The organism is Bacillus altitudinis, assembly GCF_001191605.1.
Lineage (GTDB): Bacteria > Bacillota > Bacilli > Bacillales > Bacillaceae > Bacillus > Bacillus altitudinis.
Genome location: NZ_CP009108.1, coordinates 3,507,579 through 3,533,798 on the forward strand (window position 1 = coordinate 3,507,579; position 26,220 = coordinate 3,533,798).

Sequence of the window (26,220 nt, forward strand, 5' to 3'; positions counted from 1 at the left end):
AAATTTTATGAAAACAAAAGAAAATTATTTTCAAATAGCGCTTACATCAGATCGTTTTGATGAAAAAAGACGAAAAAAATAAACGCCAGCCAAAAGGCTGTACGTCTATTTAGTTTACCCCAATATATTGATTTTCAATCGATACTTTGCCGATTGCTTTGTATTTTTGATATCTTTGTTCGACTAATTCTTCAGGCGATTGTTTGAGCAAAGATGTAAGTGACTGTTTTAATGTTTTTTCAATGTAGGCTGCTTGTTGTTTCACGTCTCGGTGTGCTCCACCTTGCACTTCTTTAATAACATCATCTATAATATCTAATTCTTTTAGGTCTGGAGCGGTAATTTTCATTGATTCTGCAGCTTTTTTTGCAAGTGATGAGTCCTTCCAGAGCAGTGCTGCTGCACCTTCAGGTGAAATCACTGAATATGTTGAGTTCTCTAGCATAAATAGGTGGTTTCCTACGCCTAAGCCTAGTGCTCCGCCACTTCCGCCTTCTCCAATGACAATACAGACAACCGGTACACGAAGTCCTGCCATTTCGAAAAGGTTTTTCGCAATTGCTTCACTTTGCCCGCGTTCTTCAGCTGCTTTACCAGGATAAGCTCCTTTTGTATCAATAAAGCAAATGATTGGACGATTAAATTTATCTGCTTGTTTCATCAAGCGCAATGCTTTACGGTAACCTTCTGGATGCGGCATCCCGAAATTACGGCGCAAGTTTTCTTTTGTGTCTTTTCCGCGCTGATGACCAATGACTGTGACAGGAAGTCCTTTAAACGTAGCAATTCCTCCAACGATGGCTTCATCGTCGCCATAAAAACGGTCACCGTGACATTCGAAAAAGTGATCAAACAGCTCTTGAATGTAATCGAGAGTTGTTGGGCGCATCGCATGACGAGCAATTTGTACTCTGTCCCACGGCTTTAGATTTGTATAAATGTCTGTTTCAAGCTTACTCAGACGCGTTTCAAGGCGCTCAATTTCTGCACTTAAATCCATCTCTGAGTTTTGTGTGAACTTTTTCAATTCATCAATTTTCGCTCGAAGTTCAATGACAGGTTTTTCAAATTCTAGTTCTCCAGCCACTCTCGTTCACCTCCTGTGCTGTGTAATGCTAAGATTTGGCCTAATGTTTCTTTCATTTCTGCACGGTGAATCACAGCATCTAGCTGACCATGCTTCATTAAAAATTCAGCCGTTTGGAAGTCCTCTGGTAGGTCTTCACGAATGGTTTGTTCAATGATTCTGCGACCAGCAAAACCAATTAATGCACCAGGCTCTGCAAAGTTGTAATCACCGAGAGACGCGAAACTAGCTGATACACCGCCAGTTGTCGGATTGGTCATCACAGAGATAATCAGACCTTGATCCTCGCTGAACAGCTTTAATGCTGAACTTGTTTTTGCCATCTGCATCAGACTAAGAATCCCCTCTTGCATTCTTGCTCCTCCAGATGCAGTGAAGATGATAAATGGCACCTTGTCCGCTTTTGCTTTCTCAATAGCTAATGTAATCTTTTCACCAACGACTGAGCCCATGCTGCCCATACGGAACGTGGCATCCATGACAGCAATGACAGCACTTTGACCTTTAATGTCACCTTTTCCTGTTACGATGGCTTCATTCAAAGATGTTTTTTCTCTGTCTTTCTGAAGCTTTTCTTCGTAGCCTGGGAAACCGAGCGGATTCTCAGAAATGAGGTGACCGTTAAATTCTTCAAATGTGCCTTCGTCTACAAGGCTTTCAATACGTTGTTTTGCATTCATTTGCAAATGTCTGCCGCAATTCATGCAAACACGTAAATTTTTATCTAGTTCTTTGGTGAGCATTATTTTTTTACATTGCGGACATTTGGTCATGATGCCTTCAGGCACATCTTGACTTGCCTGTTCAGAGGGTACAGATGCATATTTTTTCTTTTTACTGAAAATATTCTTGATTGACAAATGACTACCTCCCTTTTTGAAGGGTTTTTTCTTTACACGCACATCCACTATTATAGGACATGTCATAACTGTACCGAAACTATTGTACTTTTTTTGTCAAACGCTGTCATCCTTCATTCAATTTTTTCAGTGGGGAATTGATGAGAAATGAGTATAGGTTTGGGGCGCTGAGTAGTTGGTATATGTGAATTGTGAACGTCTACAAAAAAATCTCATTTAGGATGAAAAAAATTTCGTGTAAGAGAGGAAATGGTGCACGTTTTTCCTCCAAATTCAGAAAGAACGTGCACACTTTTCCAATTCGATTACTCGCCGATAATCGTTAACTTTCTTGTTTTTTCTGCAACAGCTTCTGGGTCTACTTTGATTCTTGAAACGCCCGTTTCCATTGCTGCTTTTGCCACTGCTTTGGCTACCGCTGGCGCTACTCGTGCATCAAATGGTGCAGGAATAACGTATTCCGCTGACAATTCTTCATCTGATACAAGGGAAGCAATCGCTTCAACAGCTGCAATTTTCATTTCTTCGTTAATGTGTGTCGCACGTACATCAAGCGCCCCGCGGAAAATACCAGGGAATGCAAGGACGTTGTTCACTTGGTTCGGGAAGTCAGAACGGCCAGTTCCTACAACACTTGCACCTGCTGCATGTGCGTCTTCTGGCATGATCTCTGGGTTTGGATTCGCCATTGCGAAGATGACAGGATCTTTTGCCATTTTTCCAACCATTTCTTTAGTTAAAGCACCTGCTACTGAAACGCCGATAAAGACATCTGCGCCTTCAATCACTTCTTCTAAAGAACCTTCTTTACGATCTTGGTTCGTGAATTTAGCTACTTCATTTTTCACTGCATTCATACCATTCGGACGGCCTTCATAAATAGCGCCTTTTGTATCACACATGATGATATCACGTACACCGAAATGATAAAGAAGTTTGATAATCGCAATTCCTGCTGCTCCAGCGCCGTTTGCAACCACTTTAATTGAAGACATTGATTTTCCAGACAGCTTCAGTGCATTCACAAGTCCTGCTACTGTTACAATCGCTGTCCCGTGCTGATCATCGTGGAAAACAGGAATGTTTGTCTCTTTTTTCAAACGCTCTTCAATGATAAAGCAGTTTGGTGCTGCAATATCTTCAAGGTTCACGCCGCCAAACGTCGGCTCAAGAAGCTTCACTGTTTCAACAATTTTGTCTACATCGTTTGTTGCAAGTGCGATTGGGAATGCATCAACACCTGCAAAGCTTTTGAATAAGACAGCTTTTCCTTCCATTACTGGAAGAGATGCTTCTGCCCCAATGTTTCCAAGCCCTAACACAGCACTTCCGTCTGTGACAACAGCGACCATATTGCCTTTCATTGTATAATCATACACTTTGCTTGTGTCGTCATAAATATCTTTACATGGCTCTGCCACACCTGGTGAGTAAGCCAAGCTCAAGTCTTTCGCATTTTTCACTTGTACCTTTGATTTTGATTCGAGTTTGCCTTGATTCTCTTTGTGCATATGTAATGCTTCTTCTCTTAATGACATGTGATGAACACTCCTTCAAGTGGAAAATGATTTAATGAATTGCTAAGTTGATAAGCACATACTTGGCAGTTTAAATACACAGAATCTTTAAAATGATAACACAATAGGTGAAATTGTAAAACATATTCAGACGATTTGTCATCATTTAATCACAACGTTTTGTTCACCGAGCAGCTCTTTTAACTGGAAAATGACCGCATGATCTGCATGAACTTTGTATGCATCTGGAAGTCTCATCGTCTTTTTTTGCTTTTCATAATACAAATAGACATCTGCTTCTCCCCTGTGCATGGAGATCACTCGTTTCACTTGTTCTAGCAGCTCCTGCGTATGGTTCTCTTCTTTGACTCGAATGTAGACAGATTCTTTTCTTTTAGAGCCCATCTCTTCCAGTAGAACAGCTTCTTGTACGATGATTTGACTGCTCTCATTTCTGACATCTATTCTGCCTTCAACATAAAGCATTGCGCCCTCCTCAAGTAAGGGGGACAGCTTTCTAAATTGCTCTGGAAAGACGACACCTTCCATTTCTCCCGTTTCATCCCCGAATGTGACAAATGCCATCGATTGTCCATTTTTTGTCCGAATCGATTTCAACTTTGTCAAAAGACCACCCATTGAGATCTTTCGCTTTATATAGGAAGAAAGTCTGATGATTTCCACTGCACCATTCTCTCTCAAACGATCTCGATACGCTTGTACAGGGTGATTTGATAAATATAACCCGAGTGCCTCTTTTTCAAATTGCAGGAGATCAACAAGCGGCAGTTCGTCTATCTCCGCATATTTTGGCTTAATGGAGAACGTTGTATCCCCAAGAAAGTCCAATTGATCCTCAGGTGTTAAAAATGACACATGGTCTAACGCAATATCTATCGATGCTAATAACGAAGCACGATTTGGATGAAGCTCATCCATTGCCCCTGAGAAAATGAGGGCTTCAATCGTTTTTCGGTTGACACTCTTTGTTGATACCCTTGCGCAAAAATCAAATAAATCTTCAAATGGCTTTTCCTGTCTTGCTCTGTATATATCCTTTACAGCTGACACTCCGACATTTTTGATCGCTCTTAAGCTGTAGCGGATCTCCCCTTTTTCAACCGTGAATGGAAATTCGCTCTTATTAATAGAAGGCTTCAACACCGATATCCCTTTTTCCTTTGCCTCATAGAAATATTGAGCCACTTTGTCTTCATTTCCAATCACACTCGTTAAAAGACCGCACATAAAATATAACGGATAATGCGCTTTTAAATAAGCAAGCTGAAAGCCGATCATGCTATATGCAACAGCATGGCTTCTATTAAAACCATAGTTTGCAAATTTGACGATTAGGTCATAAACGTCATTTGCAATGTTAACAGGATACTCCTTTTTTAGGCATCCTTCAACAAAATGGCTTCGCTCTTCATCAAGCACCTTTTTATCCTTCTTTGAAACGGCTCTTCTTAGTAAATCAGCCTCGCCCAGCTTAAAGCCTGCCATCTTTGCTGCAATCAGCATGATTTGCTCCTGATAGACGATGACCCCATATGTATCCTTTAAGATGTCATACAAATCTGGATGCGGGTAGGAGACTTTCACTCTGCCATGCTTTCGGTCGATAAAGAGCGGGATATTCTCCATCGGCCCCGGGCGGTATAAGGCATTGACAGCCACGATATCTTCTAGACTAGAAGGTTTCAGTCGTCTCAGCACCTGACGCATACCTTGTGACTCCAGCTGGAAAATCCCCGTTGTATCTCCCGCTGATAACAAATCAAACGTTTTCTGATCTTCATATGAAATGTCACTAAAGTTAATGTGGACGTTTTCCTGTCTTTCAATCTGGTTTTTAATGGATTCAATTAATGTTAAGTTTCTCAAACCTAAAAAATCCATTTTTAAAAGACCGAGATCTTCTAAATAATTCATCGCATATTGCGTCAAATACACTCCATCATGGCCTTCTTGAATAGGCACGACTTGTGTGAGCGGCTCCTCACTTAGAACAACGCCGGCTGCATGTGTTGACGTATGTCTTGGTAATCCTTCTACCTTTAAAGCGGTTTGAAACACTCTTTGCAGCTCTTCAGATTGCTGGAGCAGTGTTTTTAATTCTGAGGAGACTGTCACCGCTTCTTTCAGTGTCGTCCCTGGCTTTGATGGGATGAGCTTTGCAAGGCGGTCTGCTGCTTTTGAATCAATTCCCATCACACGTCCGACATCTCTTAAAGCTGCCTTTGCGGCAAGTGTTCCAAACGTGACAATTTGCGCCACATGCATATCCCCATATTTGTCTTTTACATATGAAATGATTTCATCTCTTCTCGTGTCAGGGAAATCGATATCTATATCCGGCATGCTGATTCGTTCAGGATTTAAAAAACGCTCAAATAAAAGCCCGTGACGAATCGGATCGACATCTGTAATAAACAGAACATACGCAACTAAAGAGCCTGCTGCTGATCCCCGGCCAGGACCTGTGACAATGCCATGATCATGAGCATACTTCATAAAATCCCACACAATGAGGAAATAATCACTGAAATTCATTTTTTGAATGATGCTCAGCTCATACTCAAGCCTTTTGATATATGTGTCATTTGAAGCAATCTGTCTTCGTTTCATGCCTTCTTGGCACACTCTTCGTAAAAACTGATCAGCTGTTGATTGATCAGGCGTCGGATAAGTTGGCAGTTTCGTCTGACCAAGATTTAAATCGACCTCACAGCGGTTTGCAATCTCAACCGTTCTTGCCAGCAATTCTGGATCATCACCAAACCACTTCATCATTTCTTCGGTCGATCTGAAATGCTTGTCTCCTTGGTCTTCCTCTATTTCTGATAACTGCTGGCCTGCTTTAATGGCCTTTAAACATGTATATGCGGTTTTGTCCTCTTGATGGATATAGTGGACGTCACCTGTTGCCACAAGCGGGATGTTCGCCCTTTTTGAGAGTTCCCGCAGCTTATGAGACAGCTCTTCGTCCTGCTGAAACGGCTGAACGGCTAAATACACATGTTCCTCACCAAAAAGATCTTTTAAATGGCTCGCTGCATCCCTTGCTTCATCTAGCTGATCATGTTGCAGCAGCGTTTCAATATAGCCGGATACGCCTGGTGTGATGGCAATAAGGCCATGATGATAGGCTTTCAGCCATTTCTCTTTCAGGCCGGTTTTTGACTTTGATTTCAAGACACTGCTAATTTTGATCAAGTTTTGATAGCCTTCATTGTTTTTGGCAAGGAGGATCAAAGGATAAGCCTCTGTCTCTTGTTCATCTATGAAGACAGAAGCTGTTAAACCGATAATCGGCTTGATGCCATGTGTTTTACATTCCTTATAAAATTCAACCGTTCCATACATCACATGGTCATCCGTAAGAGCGAGCGCTTGATAGCCAAGTTCTTTCGCCTTTAATACGAGCTCCTTGACCTTCGCTGCACTGCTCAACAAGCTGTATCCACTGTGGACCTGAAGATGAACATAGGACATGCTTAATCCACTCCTTTCGTCTAAATTCATTCTTTCATTATAAAACGCGATGCGGTGAGAAACAAATGTTCTTTCTTTTCCGCTCGTTCATACTTGTCCAGCACACGCCATATATTGAATAGAGTGAGGTGGGAAAAATGGATGTGAAGGAAGCCTTTATTCCAAACTTTATTAGCTGTTATTTTATCGCACTGGGGGTTATTTTGGGCGGTGCCATTATCGGCGGGGTAGGTGCATATTTATCTGGTCAGCCACCGCTATCAATTATTTCAAGTCTTGCCAACCGCTTAAAAATTTGGGCACTTGTTGCGGCAATCGGTGGAACTTTTGATGCGGTCTATAGTTTTGAAAGAGGGATTTTCGAAGGGAACACACGTGATATTTTCAAGCAGATCTTGTTAATTATCTCTGCTATGGGCGGTGCGCAAACGGGGTATCTCCTGATTACGTGGCTCACTCAGGAGCATGTGTCATCATGAGGGTGCCTGAGCTGTATAAACGTCCAGGCTGGCAGCGTTTTTTTGCTGGGATGATGTTCGGCGCAATTATCAGCTGGCTGATTTTTCTCTTTACGTATGGCACCTTTCAAGAGAAGCAAGTGACACTGCTCAGAAGCCAGCAGCACCATATGGACAGTCTGAAAGAACAAATCACACTCTATCGGGAAGATTTGCATAAATTAAATGAAGACAATAAGCAGCGTCTGCTTATTCAGAGCGTAGACGTTCACCTCGTCAACCGTGAGCAGTACAAAATCCCGGAGCCAGATACCTTGAAATTTGAAGATCAGGTGAAAGAGGATATCTCAGAGGTGATCACAAAGGATATTGAAAGTGTCTATAAAACAAAAGAGCTCTTAAAACGGACCGTGGAAAATAAAGAATATACGATTAGAGAAAAGGCATACCGCGCCAAAGTCACTGAGCTGACCATTTATACAAAGCTATCGCTTGAAGTGCGTATTTCCTTTGCTGAATAATAGATGATGTGGAATTTTTATGAATTTCTGCACTCAATGATCGCTTTTCACTTGTTATTTTTATACACTAAAAGAAGAACGAGATGATTATAAGAAAGAGGTGAGAACAATGGAGGTTTACAGCTATCGTCAAATGGCACGAGACAAAGCAAGCCGGATTAAAGACGGCATGTGTGCTTATGCTGAGACAGAAATGATGGCCCATTTAATTAAAAAAGAATTAAAGCATCAAAATCTCCAAGCCTATGAAGATTCAACTGACATCGGCTGCTGGTTTATCCCTGTATCCAAGTAACCCTTTTCTCAAAGCTCAAAAAAGAGAGGGGGGACTTGAAGCCCCTCTCTCACGATGATGATTTACATACTTCTTCTAAATCACGCAAAATCTCATCTGCAACTGCCCAATCATATATGGACGCACCGGCTGCAAGCGGGTGACCTCCGCCATGATATTTTTTAGCAATGGTGTTAATGACGACGCCTTTTGAGCGGAATCTCACACGAATCTGATCGTTCTCTTCCACAAAAAAGACCCATGCCTTAATCCCTGCAATATTTCCAAGTGTTCCAACAAGCTGTGAGGCTTGCTGCGCTGTTGTTTGGAATGACTCCAAAATGTCACGTTTAATAAAAACAGAAGCTACGCCATTCTCTGATAAGGAGATATGTTGAAAAATATAGCCATTTAATTTCACGACATTCAAATCTGTCTCATACAATTGATTGAAAAGGTCTGATGATGAAAACGGATATTCGATGAGTTCACCCGCATATTTGAGTGTCTTTTTCGTTGTGTTTGGGAAAAGGAAACGGCCTGTGTCTCCTACAATGCCGGCATAAATGAGTTCTGCCGCCTTTGTATTCAGCTGATATCCTTCTTCTTTCCCCTCTAAATACAGCTCATAAATCATTTCACTAACAGAGCTTGCTTCTGTATCAACCCAAAGCAAATCACCATACGGATCTTCATTCGGATGATGATCAATTTTCATCAGCTTATCGCCCATTGAATAACGCTGATCATCAATTCTTGCTTGATTCGCAGTGTCACAGACAATGACAAGGGCACCTTTGTACACTTCATCTGGCACCTCATCTAATTCATATAAAAATGAAAGGGATGGCTCAGGGGTTCCTGTCGCATAAATATTTTTTTCTGGATAGGTGGCACGCAAGATTTCCGTAAGGCCGCACTGCGATCCATATGCGTCTGGATCAGGTCTTACATGTCTATGAATGATGATGTTGTCATATAATGATATGGTTCTAATCAGTTCTTTTTTCATAAATACTCCTTCTTATGCGATACTCTTTTTATTATTAAATCATAATCTACCCAGACAGAAAAGTGAGGAATAGACAATTTATTCTAGTAAGCAAGCCTATTTACGTTTAAAATAGGGTTGTAACCACTTACAATGGAGGCTTGGCACATGCTTGTTTTGATTGTGTTTATTATTTGTTCTGCCATGTTTTATTTATACTACAAAGCAAAGAATGTCCGTACGAACCGGCCGGTCGAAAAGAAATTCTGGTCTGCCAAATCAAGTATGGCACTTGGCTGCTTTGTCCTGCTCTTCGGTGTGAATCAATTATTTTTAAACCGCTCGTCACTCGCATTTGTCATTGGGTTTGTTTTTGTTGCAGTTGGTATCGGCAGTACATGGGCCGGATATAAAGCCTATAAGCACTATCTTCCGCTCTTTTTAAAGGAAGGCGAAAAAGACCACGCATAATAGAGAAAGGGCTAAAATGAACTTGATTTTAGCCCTTTCTCTTCTTTTCACCGTGTTAGAAAACCTTTGCAGTCTAGGAAGGACAGCTACTTTTACGGAGCAAATTTGTCATTCGTGAGCATCAGCACGCAGGACTGATAAAGAATACGAGGGTTTGTTACACGCTGAAAGGGCGCATTCATGCCGCCCTTTTTTGCCATTTATCCTCTCTCCATCAGCTGCACCATCAACATCGCTTTGCCTACAATATTTGACTGATGGTAAACTTCCACTTCCAGCTTTCCAAACTTGCGCCCAACTTCTAAAATATTCGGTTTGATCTGTATCGTGGATTCCATTTGAACTGGTTTTAAGAAATAGACAGAAAGACTTTCTACAATTAGTTCGCCTTTTTTATGAGACTTTAAGAAGCGGTTGGCTGATTCGATTAAAATTTGTGTAAACACACCATACGAAATATTACCGAGTTGATTTGTCATTTGTGGTGAGACTTCATATTGGTACACCGCATCTGTTTTTGGTTTTTCTGTCTCAGTCTCCTTAAATCCTCGTGACACGACATCATCCAGCTTTTCACCGACCTGCGGCTGCTTTTGAATCATTTGCAGCGCCTTCAGCACGTCCTGACGACTAATCATCCCAATCAGCTTCGCATGATCATTTACAACTGGCAGCACCTCAATACCTTCCCACACCATCATTTGTGCAGCTGAAGCGACAGATGTTTTGCCAATAACGGTCAACGGATTTTTTGTCATCACCTTTTCAATCGGTGTAGAACGGTCATGGCCGGCAATATCCTTTGAGGTCAAAATGCCGTGAATTTTCATTTGATCGTCTGCTACCGGGAACCGGCCGTGCCCGGTTTCATAATTCTTTTCATACCATTTCTCAAGTTTGTCTTCTGGCGATAAATAGACGGTCCGTTCTATCGGCGTTAAAATATCCTCCACAAGCACAATTTCTTTTTTAATCAACTGGTCATAAATGGCCCGGTTAATGAGAGCCGCTACGGTAAATGTATCGTAGCTTGTTGATAAAATGGGCAGCTCAAGCTCATCTGCGAGCTGAATAATTTCATCATCTGTTGAGAATCCGCCCGTGACCAACACAGCCGCTCCCGCCTCTAATGCTTGCCGGTGAGCATTGATTCGGTTTCCGACGATTAACAGGTTGCCTGCTGCTGTGTATCGCATCATCGCATCCAGTTCCATTGCACCGATGACAAATTTATTTAACGTTTTATGTAAGCCGGCTCGTCCGCCAAGCACCTGACCATCAATGACATTGACTACTTCCGCATATGTCAGCTTTTCAATATTTTCTTTTTTCTTCTGTTCAATTCGAATGGTACCGACTCGTTCAATGGTGCTCACGAACCCTTTATTTTCAGCATCCTTAATAGCCCGGTAAGCCGTGCCTTCACTGACTTTCATTTCTTTCGCTATACGCCGGACAGAAATTTTCTCTCCGACATCCAATGAATCAATATACGATAAAATTTGCTCATGCTTTGTCGCCAATCCCGTTCACCCTTTTTGTTTTCAGCGTTTTCATCTATATTTCATTATAAAGGCAGGAGGCTTTTAATAGCAATTTGTCTTTTACACGAGCACGATACAGGCAAATAAAAAAAGCCGGTTGGATGCCGGCTTTTCTTCCTATTATTAAATATCGATGGATTCTCCGCTGTTTAATACGTGACCCACGCCGCCATGCAAGCTGTCTGCAAAGGCATGAGGATCTTGCTCAATCGGCGGGAATGTACTGTAATGAATCGGTACGACTTGTTTCGCACGAAGCCACTCTGCTGCGATTCTCGCATCGTCTGGTCCCATCGTGAAGTTATCACCTATTGGCAGGAAGGCGAGCTCAATATGATTCAGCTCCCCAATGAGTTTCATATCCGAGAAGAGAGCCGTGTCTCCAGCATGATAAATTGTTTTGCCTTCAGCAGTAAATAAAATACCGGATGGCATCCCTGTATACGTAATCGTTTTGGATTCTTCATCAATGACCGCTGAGCCATGGAACGCTTGCGTCAGCTTGACTTTACCAAATTCAAATTCACGTCCGCCGCCAATAGAAAGCGGGTGTGTTTTCACCCCTTGCCAGCCTAAATAAGTGGCAAGTTCGAATGGCGCAATCACGAGTGCGTCATTGTTTTTAGCGATTTCAACCGTGTCTCCGACGTGATCTCCATGCCCGTGCGTGAGCAAAATCACATCTGCTTTCACATCTTGCGGTTTGATATCCGTGTGCTTATTTCCATTTAAAAATGGATCAATCCAAATATGGTATCCGTTTGTTTCAATGTGTACGACTGAATGTCCATGATATGTAGCTTTCATGTAAATATATCCACCTTTCGAATTTGATCTCATTTTGTCTATTCCCTCTATAAAAAGCTGAAAAACTTAGTGCCTGTGAATCACATTAAGACCACCTGTTGCTTCAATGACGGTTCCTGTAATGAGGTCTGAACGGTCATCACATAGAAATGAAATGATACGACCGATATCCTCACCTGTCCCAGACCGACCAATCGGTGTTTCATCGTCTTTTATCTGACGTGCTTCCTCTATCGTTGATTCTTTCATGTCTCCAACGATTTTGCCTGGACACACCATATTAGCGGTGATGCCGTTTTCGGCTTCTTCAATCGCAATGGTTTTCGTCAATGACGCAAGGCCCACTTTTGCCGCTCCGAAGGCTGATCTATGCATCCATCCTGGCGCATGGTCTGCACCTTGGAAGCCATATGTGATAATCCGGCCAAAGCCTTGTTTTCTCATCATAGGGATCACCATTCGGAACAAATGGAACACTGCGGATAGGTTGCCTTCCATCATTTGATACCATTCGTCTTCAGAGTAATCCGCGAGTTTTTTTCGTTCAAAAATATAAGGTCCAGCATTATTGATCAAGGCATCAATCCGCCCAAATCGCTCTGCTGCCAGCTCGACCATGTTTTTTAAATCTTCTTTGTTTGTCACATCGCCTTGGACAAATTGAAGCTTTTCTTCGTATTCTTGCAGTTCTTCTTTCATCTGCCGGACAGCTTCATCATCACTTCGATAATTCACTGTCACAGAATACCCCATATTCAGTAAAGACTCGGTGACTTTCCTGCCAAGTCCTTTAGAACCCGCTGTTATTAATGCGTGTCGCACACAATCTCCTCCTAAAGCAAAGGTTGCAAGTTCATGTGTTTCTTTTGTTATCTTTACTTTACTATAAACCGGCTCCCTTCGCACTTTTGAACCCTTTAACAATGAGGGGAAAACCGTATAGGGTGATTCATCCACTTTTTCATATCCCATGAACCATGGATATCGAGAAGCAGCGAAACAAACCGATAGCATTCTCTCACCTCATGAAGCTGGCGAGGAAGCGGGCAAATCTCTTCATATCCTAATTGAACCGCTTGTGCAGCTTCTTTCGTCAAAAGGTATTCGAGTGCAATCAAATCAAACGCAGCTGGTCCAAATACGACATATTCCGTATCAACTAGACTCGCCACTTGATCATCGTCTTCAATATATTGCGATGGGTCTAAATCAATTAAAATGAGACTGGCTGAATCAGGAGGACTTAGCGTTTCAAGCTTTTGCTGCACCTTTTCTGCATAATCCTGATATTCAGGCTGATCAGCGTAATAGCGGCTGATAAGTTTGGAAACTGCCTTTTTTAACAGCGCATGGAATTCTCTCAAATGTCTCTTTTCTCCCACGTATACTGGTCCGAAAAAGGTTGTTTGATATGAATGAAGATGCGCTAGTTTCCTCCCGTAATCCCTATAGAATTGTGCTGAACGGCCCTCAAAAGATGTTAAAGGGATTCCTTCTACTTTTTCCATGACATAAAAGTGTTTCCCCGCCTTCTTCACTTTACGAACAACTTTCGGAATATGAAAGGAATTCGTATGAGCCAGCTTTTCATTGATTTCATCAAGATGCTCTTGTACAGTACGGGCATCTACTCCATAAATCATGTTGGTCCCATACACAAATTCACTTTCTTCTCTTGCAGTTTTTGGAGATTTCACTACATATTCCGTTTGGTCTTGTAAGGAAATCAGCCACACATCATTAGCCCTGCCGTCGTATGGTTCTCCTAACGTTTTCACTGATACGATAGGCTGATCAAACAAAGCCTGCAGCGTTTTCTTCATGAACTGTTGTCACTCCTTATTCAGCTTGACACTGGTATGCTTTCATTTTCTCCAGTGAAGATCAATCTCCTTTTTCCCATGAAAAAAACCATCCGTATAAACGAATGGTTTTGGCGAATTATGCTAGGCAGGCTTTTGCTTTTTCTAAAGCGAGCTGAATTTGTTTAAATCCAGTTCCACCTGCACTTGTTCTTTTTTCAACAGCAACATACGGATCAAGAACAGTGTAAATGTCTTGTTCAAAGAGGCCGCTTGCTTCTGTAAATGTTTCAAATGGAAGGTCACTTAAGTAGATGCCTTTTTGAATGCATGTATACACAAGCTTTCCAACGATTTCGTGTGCTTCACGGAATGGCATGCCTTTTTTCGCAAGGTAGTCTGCCACTTCGGTCGCATTTGAGAAATCTTCTTTTGTTGCTTTTTTCATGACATCTTCGTTCACTGTCATTGTTTGAATCATGCCTGTGAAGATTTGCAGGCTGCCAGCGATCGTTTTCACCGTATCAAACATGCCTTCTTTATCTTCTTGCAAATCTTTGTTATACGTAAGCGGCAAGCCTTTCATAATCGTGAGCAGCCCCATCAGGTTGCCATATACCCGCCCTGTTTTTCCGCGGATCAATTCAGCCATATCCGGGTTTTTCTTTTGCGGCATCATGCTGCTGCCTGTTGCGTACGTGTCATCGAGCTCAATGAATTTGAATTCTTGAGAACACCATAAAATGATTTCCTCACAAAGACGTGAGAGATGCATCATCACAAGGCTGCTATTGGACAAGAACTCTAAAATGAAATCACGATCACTCACGCCATCAAGGCTGTTCTCGTAAATATGGTCAAAGCCAAGAAGCTCTGCTGTATATTCACGATCAATTGGGAATGTCGTTCCTGCTAACGCCCCGCATCCAAGTGGTGACACATTAATCCGCTTCAATGAATCTTGAAAACGCGCTTTGTCCCGCTCAAGCATCCAAAAGTAGGCAAGCATATGATGGGCAAAGGAAATAGGCTGTGCACGCTGTAAGTGCGTATATCCTGGAAAAATTGTTTCAACGTGCTGTTCAGCTTTTTCTACAAGCACTGTTTGAAAAGAAGAGATCAGCTCAATGATATGCTCTACTTGGTTATTCAAATATAAATGCATATCGGTTGCGACCTGATCATTCCGGCTTCTCGCTGTGTGCAATTTGCCGCCAAGCGGACCAATCTCATCAATGAGCATTTTTTCAAGGTTTAAATGAATGTCCTCATAATCTACTGAGAAATCGAGTTCATCCGCCTCTGCCTTTTTCATGAGCGTATTCAGTCCGTCTTTGATTGCAGCGGCCTCCTCATCGCCGATGATACCGCATTTATTCAGCATACTTGCATGGGCAAGGGAGCCGGTCAGATCTTCTTTGACTAATTGTTTGTCGAAATGAATGGATGCACCAAACTCATCGACCCATTTTTCTGGTGTTTTTTGAAATCGGCCTCCCCAAAGCTTTTTCATGCTTTAACCTGCTCCTTTTTATTCACGATGCTGTTTACTTTTGTTGGTAAACCCCAAAGGTTAATAAATCCTACAGCTGCATCATGATCGAATTCATCTGCTTTTGTGTAAGTTGCTAGATTTTCATCATAAAGTGAATATGGTGATTTACGTCCTTCTACAATGGCATGACCTTTAAATAGTTTCACACGTACAACACCTGTTACGTTCTTTTGCGTTTCTTGTAAGAATGCATCTAGCGCTGATTTAAGTGGTGAGAACCATAAGCCGTTGTATATTAATTCAGCCATTTTTTGTTCAACGATTGGCTTAAAGTGTGCTACTTCTTTAACAAGCGTTAAGTCTTCAAGTTCTTTGTGTGCTTTTAATAGGGTAACTGCACCTGGGCACTCATACACTTCACGAGATTTGATTCCAACAAGACGGTTTTCAACATGATCGATTCTGCCTACACCATGCTGGCCAGCAACTTCATTTAAATGAAGGATCAGATCAGATAATGAATACTGGATTCCGTCAATCGCTGTTGGTTTTCCTTTTTCAAACGTGATTTCAATGATTTCAGGTGTGTCAGGTGTTTTTTCAAGTGGATTTGTCAGATCATAAGCACCTTCTGGCGGCGCTGCCCAAGGATCTTCTAAAATACCACATTCGTTACTTCTGCCCCAAAGGTTTTGGTCGATTGAATATGGGCTATCTAAGTTAATCGGAATTGGAATACCGTGCTTTTGTGCATAATCGATTTCTTCATCACGAGACCATTTCCATTCACGCACTGGTGCAAGAACTTCTAGGTCTGGATTCAATGCTTTGATTGATACTTCAAAACGAACTTGGTCGTTTCCTTTCCCTGTACATCCGTGTGCAACGGCTACGGCATTTTCTTTCTCTGCGACTTCCACTAATTTTTTGGCAATGAGCGGACGAGATAGTGCAGACACGAGTGGGTATTTTCCTTCATACATCGTGTGTGCTTGCAGTGCAGCAAGTGCAAATTCTTCAGCAAACTCTTCTTTTGCGTCGATCATGTAAGATTGAACAGCTCCGACTTGAAGTGCTTTTTGTTGAACGAATGCTAAATCTTTTCCTTCACCTACGTCCAGGCAGCAAGCAACAACTTCGTAACCTTGCTCCTGTAACCATTTAACTGCAACAGAGGTATCAAGACCTCCGGAATATGCTAATACGACTTTTTTATTTTGTGACATGTTTGAAAAGCTCCTCTCGCTTGTTTTGATTCTGTGAATGTTTTTTGCATAAAAATAAGTTTTAATTTATAAACATGCATTTAGTATGTATACACTGTAACAAGGAAAAATTGTTTTTTCAACCCCTTTATGAAAAAAACTCTGCCAAATTTTCTTGGCAGAGTCATTTTGGGCTATTTTTGATCTTTTTCAAGCTCTCGCAAGACATGAGGAAGCTCTGGAATAATGAGTTTGGTCATGGCTAACCGAACTGCTCCGGTAGAGCCTGGTGTGGCAAAAACGGCTTTTTGGTTAATCACCCCTGCCGACGCTCTAGATAAGATAGCGGCTGATCCAATATCTTCTGTATAGCTCAGCATGCGAAAAATTTCTCCAAAGCCCGGCAGCTCTTTTGAGAAAAGAGGGGTAATGGATTCAATCGTGACGTCCCTTGCTGCAATACCAGTTCCCCCGTTTAACAAGACAGCATCAATCTTCGCTTCACTTGTTCCTTCTAAAACGGCGTCTTGAATCGCTCCAATGTGATCTTTCACAATATCGTATGCAAGAATAAGATGCCCTTGTTCTTTGAGCAAATCAATCATCAGACGGCCGCTTTTATCTGTTTCTTTTGTCCTTGTATCACTGACGGTAATGACTTTTACATGAAGCCTCGTTCTCGCTTCGCGTTTATGTTCTTGGGCGCTCATCTCTTCACACCGCTCCTTTCATATTGCCTCACATTATAGCATGCTGATTTCAATAGAAAAAAGCCCTTTTCCGCTGAGGAAAAGAGCTTTAAAAGGATGTTACGCTAAACGCATAACGTCTCTTGCAATCATGACTTCTTCGTTCGTTGGAATCACGATGACTTTTACAGGAGAGTGAGGGTAGCTGATGAATGCTTCTTCGCCTCTCATGTTGTTAAGAGATGGATCCCAGTATACGCCCATGAATTCTAGACCACGAAGTACACGTGCTCTCACTTCTGAGCTGTTTTCACCGATTCCAGCTGTGAAGATGATGGCATCTACACCATTCATTCTCGCTGCATAAGAACCGATGTATTTATGAATACGGCTTGCAAAAATATCTAGTGCTACTTCTGCACGGTCGTTTCCTTCTTCTGTCGCTTCTTCGATATCACGAAGATCACTTGAAAGACCAGACACACCTAAAAGACCACTCTTCTTATTCAAAGTAGAAAGTACTTCTTCCGCTGTATGTCCTGTTTTCTCCATAATAAATGGAATAAGGGCAGGGTCAATGTTACCTGAACGTGTTCCCATTGCAACACCCGCAAGTGGTGTGAAGCCCATTGACGTATCGATTGATTTTCCGCCTTCAACTGCTGCGATACTTGCACCATTTCCAAGGTGGCAAGAAATCAAACGAAGCTCTTCAAGAGGACGGCCTAATAGCTCTGCTGCACGCTCTGTTACGAACTTATGGCTTGTCCCGTGGAATCCGTATTTACGAATACCAAAGTTTTTGTAGTAGTCGTACGGAAGGCTGTATAGGTAAGACTGCTCTGGCATTGTTTGGTGGAACGCTGTATCGAACACAGCAATCGCTGGTACGTCAGGCAGAATTTGTTTAAATGCTTTGATTCCTACAACGTTTGCAGGGTTGTGAAGTGGTGCAAGCTCTGAAAGCTGATCAATGTCATTGATGACTTCATCTGTTAATACAACAGAATCGCTGAATTTTTCTCCGCCGTGAACGACGCGGTGTCCTACGCCATCAATTTCATTAAAGTCTTTGATGATGTTAAATTCAATTAGTTTTTCAAGCAGCATTTTAACCGCTACTGCATGATCTGGAATATCTGTGACTTCTGTTTTCTTTTCTCCATCTACAGAAATCGTGAAGATACTGTTGTCCATTCCGATTCTTTCAACAAGACCTTTTGTTAAAACGGTTTCTTCTGGCATGTCGAACAATTGGAATTTAAGAGATGAGCTTCCTGCGTTGATTGCAATAATTTTGGACATTACTGTCGCTCCTTTTACTCAGTTGTTATATAAGGTTTCACGTTTTTTCGGTGCTATATTCAACCTGTTTGAACGGGTCTTTTATAGTTTAACGATAAGTCCGAAAAATATCTGACTTTTTCATTTAAACATTGAAAACTTTGCATTTCAAGTACACCTTCGAACTGTTACCGCTTACATCAATAAGTCGTTATTTTCTGAATAATAAAATAGCCAGACATCACTCTGGCTATTCTTTCGTTTCTTTTTCTTCTATAAACCATTGGTCTAATTTTCTCATGACGCCAACCATTGCTTCCTTCTGTGAGAAAGATGGCAGATTGGCAAATAGCATACGTTTCGGTGCTTCGAGCCCCTCTTTTTTCTTTTGCATCACAAATAAGCTTTTGGCATGCTTTTTGTCTTTGAACATAGAGACTGGCAGCTGAATTAACGCATTCATATATGCATGTTCTTTGATGAAATCCTTTAATTGTACGCTTTCTTTTCCTTCAAACAAATCGTTTGGAATGATGAAGAATAAGAAGCCTCCTTCTTTCGTGTAACGAAGACTTTGCTCAATGAATAAATAATGCGCAAAGGAATGACCTTCTTTTGCCTTTAATTCATAGTCTTTAGCGCGCTCATCATTTGGATAATACCCGACAGGAAGACTGCATACAGCAACATCTGCAGGTGAGATAAGAAGCGGCTCAAGGCTGTCCTGGTGGAAAAGCTCTACTTCTTTTTCTTCTAAGTTCGCTTGTGCCCACGCAATTTTAATGAGCACGTCATCAATTTCAGAGGCAAAACCGCGTGTTGTTTCTGCTGTTACATTGTTGAGGACCGCAAGCAGTAAATTCCCTGTTCCTGCTGCTGGATCAAAGACAACCAGCTCTTTTTGTCCTTCTAAAAATTTATTGACCAAATAGCTGACAAACAGACCAATTGTATCAGGTGTCATCTGCCGGTTTGGATGTGAAATATCCTTTTGTCCTTTTAATACGGCGAGCTGAAACGCTTTACGAATCTGCTCATGATCATAAGAGGCGAAATCTGCTTTCTCTATTAAATCTTTTAGTAAACCATTTCGATCATTTGCCTGGAAAAAGGCTTCTCCTGCTTCTGCCAATGCTTCAATATAGGAAATGTTCTGTTCCTTTTTTAAACGAATTGAAGCTGTATCGAGCAGCTCAAAAATCGTACTCACTTGATCTTTCTGCAATGCTTTTCTCTCCTCGCTTTGTTAAAAGCTATATGTTCTCATTGAAAAGAGCCCCAGTATGAAGCCGGAGCTCTTGTCGATGCTGCTTTTATAACAGTGATTTCGCAGCCTCAATGGCTTTTTCATAATTTGGATGATTGGTTGCTTCGCTTACGTACTCAGTGTAAACCACTTTTCCGCTTGGGTCTAATACGAAGACCGCACGCGCCAATAAACGCAATTCTTTCATATATAAACCAAACGCTTCACCAAATGACATATCTCTATGATCAGATAATGTTTCGACATTTTCAATTCCGTTTGCTCCGCACCAGCGTGCTTGTGCAAATGGTAGGTCTGCACTAATGGTATAGATATTGACCGGACCTAAACCGGCTGCCTCTTCATTGAAACGTCTTGTTTGTGCGTCACACACACCTGTATCAATAGAAGGAATCACTGAGATAATCGTCACTTTTCCTGTTAAATCAGAAAGTGAAACTTCCCCTAGTGAGTTCGTTAATACCGTGAAATCTGGAGCCTGCTCGCCTACTTTCACTTCATTTCCTACAAGCGTTACTGGGCTCCCTTTAAATGTGATCGATGCCAAAACAATTCCTCCCTTATCAAATGTATGGTTCTATCATAGTAGAGAAAGCAAAAAACTGCAAAGCCTAATCGTCCATTTTGAAAAAAAAGTTAACTGCAGGGCAGCTAACTTTTTAAAGGTCTATGTCATCTAGTTTTCGTTCTTTGTGACGATGCTCCCGTTCATCCTTCTTAAACATGTGCTGAAGACGTTCAATTGCTTGAGGAGCAGAATCCAATATTTTATCGAGCAGATGTGTGTGTTCATCCAAATGAAGCATTCGTACGCCATTTGTTCCCACAATTAAAAAGGCGATTGGTGTAATCGATACTCCCCCACCGCTTCCGCCTCCAAATGGGAGTCTCGGTTCTTTTCGTTCTTGTTCATCAGACCGTTTTTCTTTCTTTTGGTTACCGTTGAATTCACTGCCGCCGGCTGCAAATCCAAAACCAACCTTTGACACTGTGAGAATGACACTGCCGTCAGGGGTTTCGACTGGATCGCCGATGATCGTGTTCACATCAATCATTTCTTTTAAGTTTTCCATCGCTGTCTTCATCAGACCTTGGATTGGATGATCTGCCATTTTCGGGTTCCTCCTTAAACAGATGATTCATTCTTCGTTGCTTGAAGAGAGGCATTTTTTCTCGCCTTTCTCCCTTTTAACCAATGGACAAGTAATCGAATGGCTGCAAGCATAGCATGTCCAATCCGAAAATAAGCTATACATGCAAAGTGTGTCTGTGACACATTGTGCTGAAAAGCGGGAATCACTTCATAGACGGGTTTGTGCTTAAAGGTGAGATGCTCCTGCATAAAGGCAAGAAGTGCTCCTTTGACTGACCACACACCACCGGCTGCTACACCTGTTAAAGCTGCGTCATGAAAACCAATCCATGTGGACCAGTGAAATGAGACGATTTTTATATGAATGAAGAACTTTCGCATGATCCGGTTTAGATCGACAATCTCTTTTGTAATACGCTCCATTTGATGAAGGATTTCTTTCACATCACGTTTTCCCACTTTTTTATGCATGGTTTCTTTTTCTTGATTAGGCGTTTTGGTGCTGGCCATTTTCTTTTCACGAATATCAATCGTTTGATCTTCCGTATTCACTTTCACCATCGGAATGTCTTTCTTCAGTCTGACGATTCCATATAAGGTGATGATCTTCACCGCAATATGGTCATTGTCATTTGCATGTGAATAGTCCAGTGAAATGGTCACTTTCATAAAGATCAATAAGATCACAAGGAACAAAAAAGCTGCGATCCAAACGTACAGCACTGTGCTCACTTCCTCCATAACAAATGATGCTTCCTCTACGATTATGGCTCTCCTTCTGGATTTTATACCCAATCACCCAAAAAAAGAGTTTGACCGGTACCCGGCCAAACTCTCTTTGGTTATGCGTTTGATTCTGTTTTTTCATATAAATGTTCATGAACAACCACCGTATCTGCAAAGTAGTCATGAACCCCTTGCTTTTTCGGCGTGAACCCAACCACAGCATAGAGAACAAAAAGCGTATTAATATATCTCCCCACAATTTCTCTAAAGAAAATGACATCCCATGGCAGCTTCTTCTCCGGCTGAAGTGAGACGACTTTGATTCCAAACACCATCTTTCCAAGTGTTTGTTGGAAAATCTTCGTCATGATCGCAAAATAAAGCAGAAAGACAATTGTGGTTGTGACGGAAAATGGGGAAAACCAGCCTCCACCTTTTGACCAGCCAAAGAGACTAAAGATTGGAGAAACCGTCAAATGGTTAACACCCCATACGACGAGCCAATCTAGGATAAATGCCCAAAATCTAATCCAGAAACCTGCAAAGGCCTGCGCTTCAATTGAAGTGCGCTTCGCAAGAGTCGGCCTTGATTCTCCCTCTTGGCTGCGACTTTCCGTTACTTCATCGAATGTAGAATCCATCTATGATCCCTCCTTTATTTTGAATAGAGATACATCGGTTTAGACCCATTTGAGCCAGCCAGTGTTTCTTTTAAGTTCAGAAAATCAATTTCGCTTTTAAAGAGCTTGCTTGCACTCATATTGAAAAGAGAGTTCCAGCCAAAGCTTTGTGAATAGCTGATTACTGTTGCTCCTTTTAAGCCTTTTTCATTTTTCTTCATTGCTTTTAGTGCATCTTCATAGTACCCAAGCTCATCCACTAATCCGTTCGATTTCGCCTGTGTTCCGTCATAGATTCGGCCGTCAGCAATTTTCTTGACGTCTTGTTTTGACATGCCACGTCCTTCTGAGATGACTTTCACAAAGCCTTCATAAGAGTTGTCAACCATGCTTTGCATGATAGCACGCTCATCTTTTGTCATATCACGATTTGGGGACATGATGTCTTTGAATTTTCCACTTTTAATGGTTTCATATTTGATGCCTAAATTATCTGCTAGCTTTGCATAATTCAAACTTTGCATGATGACCCCGAGAGAGCCTGTTAACGTTTCAGGTGAAGCAAAGATTTTTTTCGCTGGAGTGGATACATAATAGCCGCCAGAAGCCGCCATTGAACCCATAGAAACATAAATTGGCTTCTTCGCTTTCTTTACTTCTTCTAATTTTTTATGTATTTCAGCACTTTCATAGACACCGCCGCCAGGAGAGTTGACACGCAGCAAGACACCTTTCACAGACGCATCGTCTTTTGCTTTATCTAATTCTTTTAAGAACGCACGATGATCATATGCTTCCCCGCCTAGAAGGCTGGATGCTCCGCCGTTATCTTGAATCGTGCCATTAATCTCAAGTACAGCAATTTTACTCGCTCCGCTTCCATCCTCTAGTACCTTTTCTTCGATTTCGTCCCCGAATTGATAGCTCATCTTATTATCATTGAAGCTTTCAAACAAGGCTGTCGTGATACTAATCACAATCGAAAAGCCGAAAACACCAAGTGCAATGATTAAGGCTACCCATCTTTTCGCATTCATTTCTTTCTCCTCCTTTTTGTCTCACTTCGTTCATACGAATACACACATGAAATGTTTCACAGGAACTGTGGTTTTTTTACATTTCATTTCAACATATGATAGCACCGATGTGAAATGACGATCAACTTTACATCTTCTATCATTTGCTCATCATGACGAAAAATTGGTTATTTTATCCTCTTTCTACATCTAATAGCTCAGATCATCTCCACAACGAAACGCCCAGACCTCTCTAGCCTCCAAAATGAGCTATTAAATTATGCTCAAAGTCAGCGTTGTCTAATCACTTACAATGACTCATTTCTCAAATGGAAGCCTCTATCATGATGAAGCGTCTTTCTAATATTTTTACTTTCATATGAAAAAAGTGTAAAATGTGAGCAAGGGTTTTTATGTAAGCCCTTTACTACTCGAAATCTATTTTTGACAACAAAGGGGAGAACGTCAATGACAGACAATCGTCGCAATGTATTTTTCTTTTACAAAAAAGATCATGAATTGGATGGACACATTTCTTCTCTGGAGAAGCTCGCTACCGATCAAGGCTTTCACGTCGTAAAGCGTGCAGAAGATGCCCATATCATTGCTTCAATTGGTGGAGATGGTACATTTCTTCAAGCGGTTCGCAAAACGAACTTCCGGGATGACTGCTTGTATGTAGGGGTATCAAAAACAGAGAATTCGCACCTATACTGCGATTTTTCGTTAGAACATTTTGATCAAATGATTGATGCCATGAACACTGAACAGATTGAAGTGAGAAAATATCCGATCATCGATGTAAGCGTTGACAGTATCAACCAGTTCCATTGTTTAAACGAACTGTCGATCCGCTCTAGCATCATTAAAACATTTGTCATCGATGTGTATATAGATGATTTCCATTTTGAAACCTTTAGAGGCGACGGGATGATTATTTCCACTCCGACCGGTTCAACAGCCTACAATAAATCTGTCAATGGCGCCGTGGTGGATCCGATGCTTCCGTGTATGCAAGTAACCGAGCTGGCATCGCTGAATAACAACTCATACCGTACACTTGGAGCTCCTTTCATTTTAAGCAGTGACCGCAAGCTGACACTAAAGGTTGTTCAGGACGGTAACGACCACCCAATTATCGGTCTTGATAACGAAGCGTTAGGTACAAAACATGTCAAACAAATTGACATTGGCCTTTCTGGTAAAGTGATCAAAACAGTCAAATTAAAAGATAATTCCTATTGGGAAAAAGTGAAACGCAGATTCCTTTAATTATTGAAAAGCTCCTTTATGGGGCTTTTTTTCATGCCTTTTCATTCAAGGTCATGGTGTCTTTGAAAAGATATGGTATGATGTCACAAGTATACATGTACGAAAAGGAGAACACGATGCCATTACAACATTTTGATCAATATCCATTAAGCGATGAATTGAAACAAGCGCTAGAAGCGCTTCATTTCCATACACCTACACCCGTCCAGCACGAGACATTATCCGTTGCTTTTTCAAAGCAGGACCTCATTGTCAAATCTCAGACAGGCAGTGGCAAAACAGCAGCCTACGGTCTGCCAATTTGTGAAATGGTGGATTGGGCTGAGAATAAACCTCAAGCCCTCATCCTCGTCCCAACAAGAGAACTTGCCATGCAGGTCAAACAGGATCTGACCAGTCTCGGACGATTTAAACGAATCAAAGCGGCCGCCATTTACGGGAAAGCTCCATTTCAAGCACAAAAAATAGAGCTTGCACAAAAGAACCACATTGTGTGCGGAACGCCAGGACGAATATTGGATCACCTTGAAAAAGGGACACTTTCTTTAGACAATCTGTCATTTTTCGTGTTAGATGAAGCAGACGAAATGCTCAACATGGGATTTATTGATCAAGTCTCTTCTATTATTCAGCATCTGCCGCCAAAGCGGATGTCGATGTTATTTTCAGCGACGATGTCTGATGAAATGAAGGATTTGAGTGAGCAGTTTTTACAATCGCCAAAAGTGATAGAGATTGCTCGGGAGGAAACGACGAAGCAGCAAATCACCCACACGTTGATTGAAACCGAGGAAGAAGGCAAGTTTTCATTACTTCAACGAACGATTGTCATTGAAAATCCAGATAGCTGTATCATTTTTTGCAATACGCAGGAGCGAGTGAATGAGCTGACGATGAAGCTGGATGAGTGGGATGTTCCTTGCGATAAGATTCATGGCGGGATGAGGCAGGAAGATCGCTTTGCCGTCATGGATGAATTCAAAAACGGGGAATTCCGTTATTTGATCGCAACAGATATTGCAGCCCGAGGAATTGATGTCAGTGATATGACACATGTCATTCATTACGACTTGCCATATGAAAAAGAACGCTATATTCACCGGACCGGAAGAACTGGCAGAGCGGGTAAAAGCGGAAAAACGATTGCGTTTATGACAAGGCACGGGCAGCCGCTTATTGAAGAATTAAAAGAGGAAGCTGGTATTCATTTTCAGATTCAGCCTTATCCTACAAAAGAAGAAGCAGAACAGCATGTGGCAAACTTTGAAGAAAAAATTGAAACACCGATTCAAAAGGAAAATAAGCAGGCCGGCATAGAGAAAGCTATTATGAAGCTGTATTTTAACGGCGGGAAGAAAAAGAAACTCCGGGCAGTTGATTTCGTTGGAACGATCGCCAAAATAGACGGCGTTGCGTTTGATGACATTGGGATTATTACCATTCAGGAAACAAAAACATATGTAGATATTTTAAATGGCAAAGGCCCTCTTGTGCTAAAAGCCATGCGCCACACAACGATTAAAGGCAAGCAGTTAAAAGTACATGAAGCACGTCAATAAAAAGTGAAGGCTAAGCGCCTTTACTTTTTTTATTTAAAATAAAATAAGCTTACAACCCTTGAACCATCAGCCTTTCCCGCATTCAACATGACAAATGTCATATTGAATACATGATGGGTGCTACTATGAGCATGACACCTTTCCTTCTATACTTTGAAGTAGAA

25 protein-coding genes are annotated in these 26,220 nt (G+C 41.6%); 6 read left to right on the top strand and 19 right to left on the bottom strand.

What is annotated here, in order from left to right:
• Window positions 1–109: 109 nt before the first annotated feature.
• From accA to dnaE, 4 genes are all read right to left on the bottom strand, one after another.
• Window positions 110–1,087 (bottom strand): acetyl-CoA carboxylase carboxyl transferase subunit alpha, encoded by a 978-nt coding sequence (accA, locus tag ID12_RS17695; protein ID WP_017358272.1) that lies wholly within the window; start codon window positions 1,085–1,087, stop codon window positions 110–112.
• On the bottom strand, window positions 1,072–1,947 hold the full coding sequence (accD, locus tag ID12_RS17700) for an acetyl-CoA carboxylase, carboxyltransferase subunit beta (RefSeq protein ID WP_050827546.1): 876 nt from the start codon (window positions 1,945–1,947) through the stop codon (window positions 1,072–1,074). The genes accA and accD overlap by 16 nt, the downstream gene beginning before the upstream one ends.
• A 305-nt stretch (window positions 1,948–2,252) precedes the next feature.
• Window positions 2,253–3,485, bottom strand: a complete 1,233-nt coding sequence (ystJ, locus tag ID12_RS17705) for an NADP-dependent malic enzyme (protein WP_007501712.1) — start codon at window positions 3,483–3,485, stop codon at window positions 2,253–2,255.
• Between the two features lie 141 nt (window positions 3,486–3,626).
• Window positions 3,627–6,962: a DNA polymerase III subunit alpha gene (gene dnaE / locus ID12_RS17710; protein WP_035701982.1), complete on the bottom strand. Its 3,336-nt coding sequence runs from the start codon at window positions 6,960–6,962 to the stop codon at window positions 3,627–3,629.
• 137 nt (window positions 6,963–7,099) lie between these two features.
• Between dnaE and ytrH the strand changes: the two genes are divergently transcribed.
• The 3 genes from ytrH to ID12_RS17725 all read left to right on the top strand — a co-directional run bounded on the left by ytrH (window position 7,100) and on the right by ID12_RS17725 (window position 8,236).
• A complete protein-coding gene (ytrH, locus tag ID12_RS17715) occupies window positions 7,100–7,441 on the top strand; it encodes a sporulation membrane protein YtrH (RefSeq protein WP_007501717.1) in 342 nt (113 codons plus the stop codon).
• Complete coding sequence (gene ytrI / locus ID12_RS17720) at window positions 7,438–7,941, top strand: sporulation membrane protein YtrI (protein ID WP_007501718.1); 504 nt, start codon at window positions 7,438–7,440, stop codon at window positions 7,939–7,941. The genes ytrH and ytrI overlap by 4 nt, the downstream gene beginning before the upstream one ends.
• 109 nt (window positions 7,942–8,050) lie before the next feature.
• Window positions 8,051–8,236 (top strand): YtzJ family protein, encoded by a 186-nt coding sequence (locus tag ID12_RS17725; RefSeq protein WP_008346082.1) that lies wholly within the window; start codon window positions 8,051–8,053, stop codon window positions 8,234–8,236.
• 49 nt (window positions 8,237–8,285) lie between these two features.
• Here ID12_RS17725 and ID12_RS17730 read toward each other — a convergent pair whose 3' ends face one another.
• Window positions 8,286–9,227: a DHH family phosphoesterase gene (locus tag ID12_RS17730; RefSeq protein ID WP_035701985.1), complete on the bottom strand. Its 942-nt coding sequence runs from the start codon at window positions 9,225–9,227 to the stop codon at window positions 8,286–8,288.
• Window positions 9,228–9,374: 147 nt separating this feature from the next.
• On the opposite strand from ID12_RS17730, the gene ID12_RS17735 reads away from it, so the two are divergent.
• Window positions 9,375–9,677 carry a YtpI family protein gene (locus ID12_RS17735; protein WP_008343164.1) on the top strand — a complete coding sequence of 101 codons (303 nt, stop codon included), beginning with the start codon at window positions 9,375–9,377 and terminating at the stop codon, window positions 9,675–9,677.
• A 200-nt stretch (window positions 9,678–9,877) separates the two neighbouring features.
• Here the strand turns inward: ID12_RS17735 and ID12_RS17740 are convergent, their stop codons facing one another.
• The 14 genes from ID12_RS17740 to sppA form a co-directional block, all read right to left on the bottom strand.
• Window positions 9,878–11,200, bottom strand: a complete 1,323-nt coding sequence (locus tag ID12_RS17740) for a CBS domain-containing protein (protein ID WP_017358275.1) — start codon at window positions 11,198–11,200, stop codon at window positions 9,878–9,880.
• 144 nt (window positions 11,201–11,344) lie between these two features.
• Window positions 11,345–12,028 (bottom strand): metal-dependent hydrolase, encoded by a 684-nt coding sequence (locus ID12_RS17745; protein ID WP_017358276.1) that lies wholly within the window; start codon window positions 12,026–12,028, stop codon window positions 11,345–11,347.
• Between the two features lie 66 nt (window positions 12,029–12,094).
• Entirely contained in the window at window positions 12,095–12,850 is a 756-nt protein-coding gene (locus ID12_RS17750) for an SDR family oxidoreductase (RefSeq protein WP_008343153.1), read from the bottom strand.
• 95 nt (window positions 12,851–12,945) lie between these two features.
• Window positions 12,946–13,851: a phosphotransferase gene (locus ID12_RS17755; protein WP_035701988.1), complete on the bottom strand. Its 906-nt coding sequence runs from the start codon at window positions 13,849–13,851 to the stop codon at window positions 12,946–12,948.
• Between the two features lie 118 nt (window positions 13,852–13,969).
• Window positions 13,970–15,343 (bottom strand): argininosuccinate lyase, encoded by a 1,374-nt coding sequence (gene argH / locus ID12_RS17760; protein ID WP_008343150.1) that lies wholly within the window; start codon window positions 15,341–15,343, stop codon window positions 13,970–13,972.
• Complete coding sequence (locus ID12_RS17765; RefSeq protein WP_008343148.1) at window positions 15,340–16,551, bottom strand: argininosuccinate synthase; 1,212 nt, start codon at window positions 16,549–16,551, stop codon at window positions 15,340–15,342. Before ID12_RS17765 ends, argH begins: the two co-directional genes overlap by 4 nt.
• Window positions 16,552–16,724: 173 nt before the next feature.
• Window positions 16,725–17,240 (bottom strand): MogA/MoaB family molybdenum cofactor biosynthesis protein, encoded by a 516-nt coding sequence (locus ID12_RS17770; RefSeq protein WP_035701991.1) that lies wholly within the window; start codon window positions 17,238–17,240, stop codon window positions 16,725–16,727.
• A gap of 99 nt (window positions 17,241–17,339) precedes the next feature.
• Entirely contained in the window at window positions 17,340–18,524 is a 1,185-nt protein-coding gene (locus tag ID12_RS17775; protein WP_007501728.1) for an acetate kinase, read from the bottom strand.
• Between the two features lie 229 nt (window positions 18,525–18,753).
• Window positions 18,754–19,728, bottom strand: coding sequence for a class I SAM-dependent methyltransferase (locus ID12_RS17780; RefSeq protein ID WP_050827548.1), 975 nt, complete (start codon window positions 19,726–19,728; stop codon window positions 18,754–18,756).
• A gap of 88 nt (window positions 19,729–19,816) precedes the next feature.
• Window positions 19,817–20,317, bottom strand: a complete 501-nt coding sequence (gene tpx / locus ID12_RS17785) for a thiol peroxidase (protein WP_007501731.1) — start codon at window positions 20,315–20,317, stop codon at window positions 19,817–19,819.
• Window positions 20,318–20,429: 112 nt separating this feature from the next.
• Window positions 20,430–20,882, bottom strand: a complete 453-nt coding sequence (gene ytfJ / locus ID12_RS17790; protein ID WP_007501733.1) for a GerW family sporulation protein — start codon at window positions 20,880–20,882, stop codon at window positions 20,430–20,432.
• Window positions 20,883–20,896: 14 nt separating this feature from the next.
• Window positions 20,897–21,604 carry a DUF2953 domain-containing protein gene (locus tag ID12_RS17795; protein WP_008343138.1) on the bottom strand — a complete coding sequence of 236 codons (708 nt, stop codon included), beginning with the start codon at window positions 21,602–21,604 and terminating at the stop codon, window positions 20,897–20,899.
• Window positions 21,605–21,705: 101 nt separating this feature from the next.
• On the bottom strand, window positions 21,706–22,230 hold the full coding sequence (locus ID12_RS17800) for an RDD family protein (RefSeq protein ID WP_008343136.1): 525 nt from the start codon (window positions 22,228–22,230) through the stop codon (window positions 21,706–21,708).
• A gap of 14 nt (window positions 22,231–22,244) precedes the next feature.
• Window positions 22,245–23,246 carry a signal peptide peptidase SppA gene (sppA, locus tag ID12_RS17805; protein WP_050827550.1) on the bottom strand — a complete coding sequence of 334 codons (1,002 nt, stop codon included), beginning with the start codon at window positions 23,244–23,246 and terminating at the stop codon, window positions 22,245–22,247.
• A 447-nt stretch (window positions 23,247–23,693) separates the two neighbouring features.
• Between sppA and ID12_RS17810 the strand changes: the two genes are divergently transcribed.
• Together ID12_RS17810 and ID12_RS17815 are read left to right on the top strand one after the other, a co-directional pair.
• On the top strand, window positions 23,694–24,497 hold the full coding sequence (locus tag ID12_RS17810) for an NAD kinase (protein ID WP_035701998.1): 804 nt from the start codon (window positions 23,694–23,696) through the stop codon (window positions 24,495–24,497).
• A gap of 116 nt (window positions 24,498–24,613) precedes the next feature.
• Complete coding sequence (locus ID12_RS17815; RefSeq protein WP_050827704.1) at window positions 24,614–26,056, top strand: DEAD/DEAH box helicase; 1,443 nt, start codon at window positions 24,614–24,616, stop codon at window positions 26,054–26,056.
• Window positions 26,057–26,220: the final 164 nt, after the last annotated feature.

What these genes read in the sequence shown, in the direction of transcription:
- ystJ (WP_007501712.1), bottom strand. Translation starts at nt 3,485, where the DNA reads ATGTCATTAAGAGAAGAAGCATTACATATGCACAAAGAGAATCAAGGC.
- dnaE (WP_035701982.1), bottom strand. Translation starts at nt 6,962, where the DNA reads ATGTCCTATGTTCATCTTCAGGTCCACAGTGGATACAGCTTGTTGAGC.
- ytrH (WP_007501717.1), top strand. Translation starts at nt 7,100, where the DNA reads ATGGATGTGAAGGAAGCCTTTATTCCAAACTTTATTAGCTGTTATTTT.
- ytrI (WP_007501718.1), top strand. Translation starts at nt 7,438, where the DNA reads ATGAGGGTGCCTGAGCTGTATAAACGTCCAGGCTGGCAGCGTTTTTTT.
- ID12_RS17725 (WP_008346082.1), top strand. Translation starts at nt 8,051, where the DNA reads ATGGAGGTTTACAGCTATCGTCAAATGGCACGAGACAAAGCAAGCCGG.
- ID12_RS17730 (WP_035701985.1), bottom strand. Translation starts at nt 9,227, where the DNA reads ATGAAAAAAGAACTGATTAGAACCATATCATTATATGACAACATCATC.
- ID12_RS17735 (WP_008343164.1), top strand. Translation starts at nt 9,375, where the DNA reads ATGCTTGTTTTGATTGTGTTTATTATTTGTTCTGCCATGTTTTATTTA.
- ID12_RS17745 (WP_017358276.1), bottom strand. Translation starts at nt 12,028, where the DNA reads ATGAAAGCTACATATCATGGACATTCAGTCGTACACATTGAAACAAAC.
- ID12_RS17755 (WP_035701988.1), bottom strand. Translation starts at nt 13,851, where the DNA reads ATGAAGAAAACGCTGCAGGCTTTGTTTGATCAGCCTATCGTATCAGTG.
- argH (WP_008343150.1), bottom strand. Translation starts at nt 15,343, where the DNA reads ATGAAAAAGCTTTGGGGAGGCCGATTTCAAAAAACACCAGAAAAATGG.
- ID12_RS17765 (WP_008343148.1), bottom strand. Translation starts at nt 16,551, where the DNA reads ATGTCACAAAATAAAAAAGTCGTATTAGCATATTCCGGAGGTCTTGAT.
- ID12_RS17770 (WP_035701991.1), bottom strand. Translation starts at nt 17,240, where the DNA reads ATGAGCGCCCAAGAACATAAACGCGAAGCGAGAACGAGGCTTCATGTA.
- ID12_RS17775 (WP_007501728.1), bottom strand. Translation starts at nt 18,524, where the DNA reads ATGTCCAAAATTATTGCAATCAACGCAGGAAGCTCATCTCTTAAATTC.
- ytfJ (WP_007501733.1), bottom strand. Translation starts at nt 20,882, where the DNA reads ATGGCAGATCATCCAATCCAAGGTCTGATGAAGACAGCGATGGAAAAC.
- ID12_RS17795 (WP_008343138.1), bottom strand. Translation starts at nt 21,604, where the DNA reads ATGGAGGAAGTGAGCACAGTGCTGTACGTTTGGATCGCAGCTTTTTTG.
- ID12_RS17800 (WP_008343136.1), bottom strand. Translation starts at nt 22,230, where the DNA reads ATGGATTCTACATTCGATGAAGTAACGGAAAGTCGCAGCCAAGAGGGA.
- sppA (WP_050827550.1), bottom strand. Translation starts at nt 23,246, where the DNA reads ATGAATGCGAAAAGATGGGTAGCCTTAATCATTGCACTTGGTGTTTTC.
- ID12_RS17810 (WP_035701998.1), top strand. Translation starts at nt 23,694, where the DNA reads ATGACAGACAATCGTCGCAATGTATTTTTCTTTTACAAAAAAGATCAT.
- ID12_RS17815 (WP_050827704.1), top strand. Translation starts at nt 24,614, where the DNA reads ATGCCATTACAACATTTTGATCAATATCCATTAAGCGATGAATTGAAA.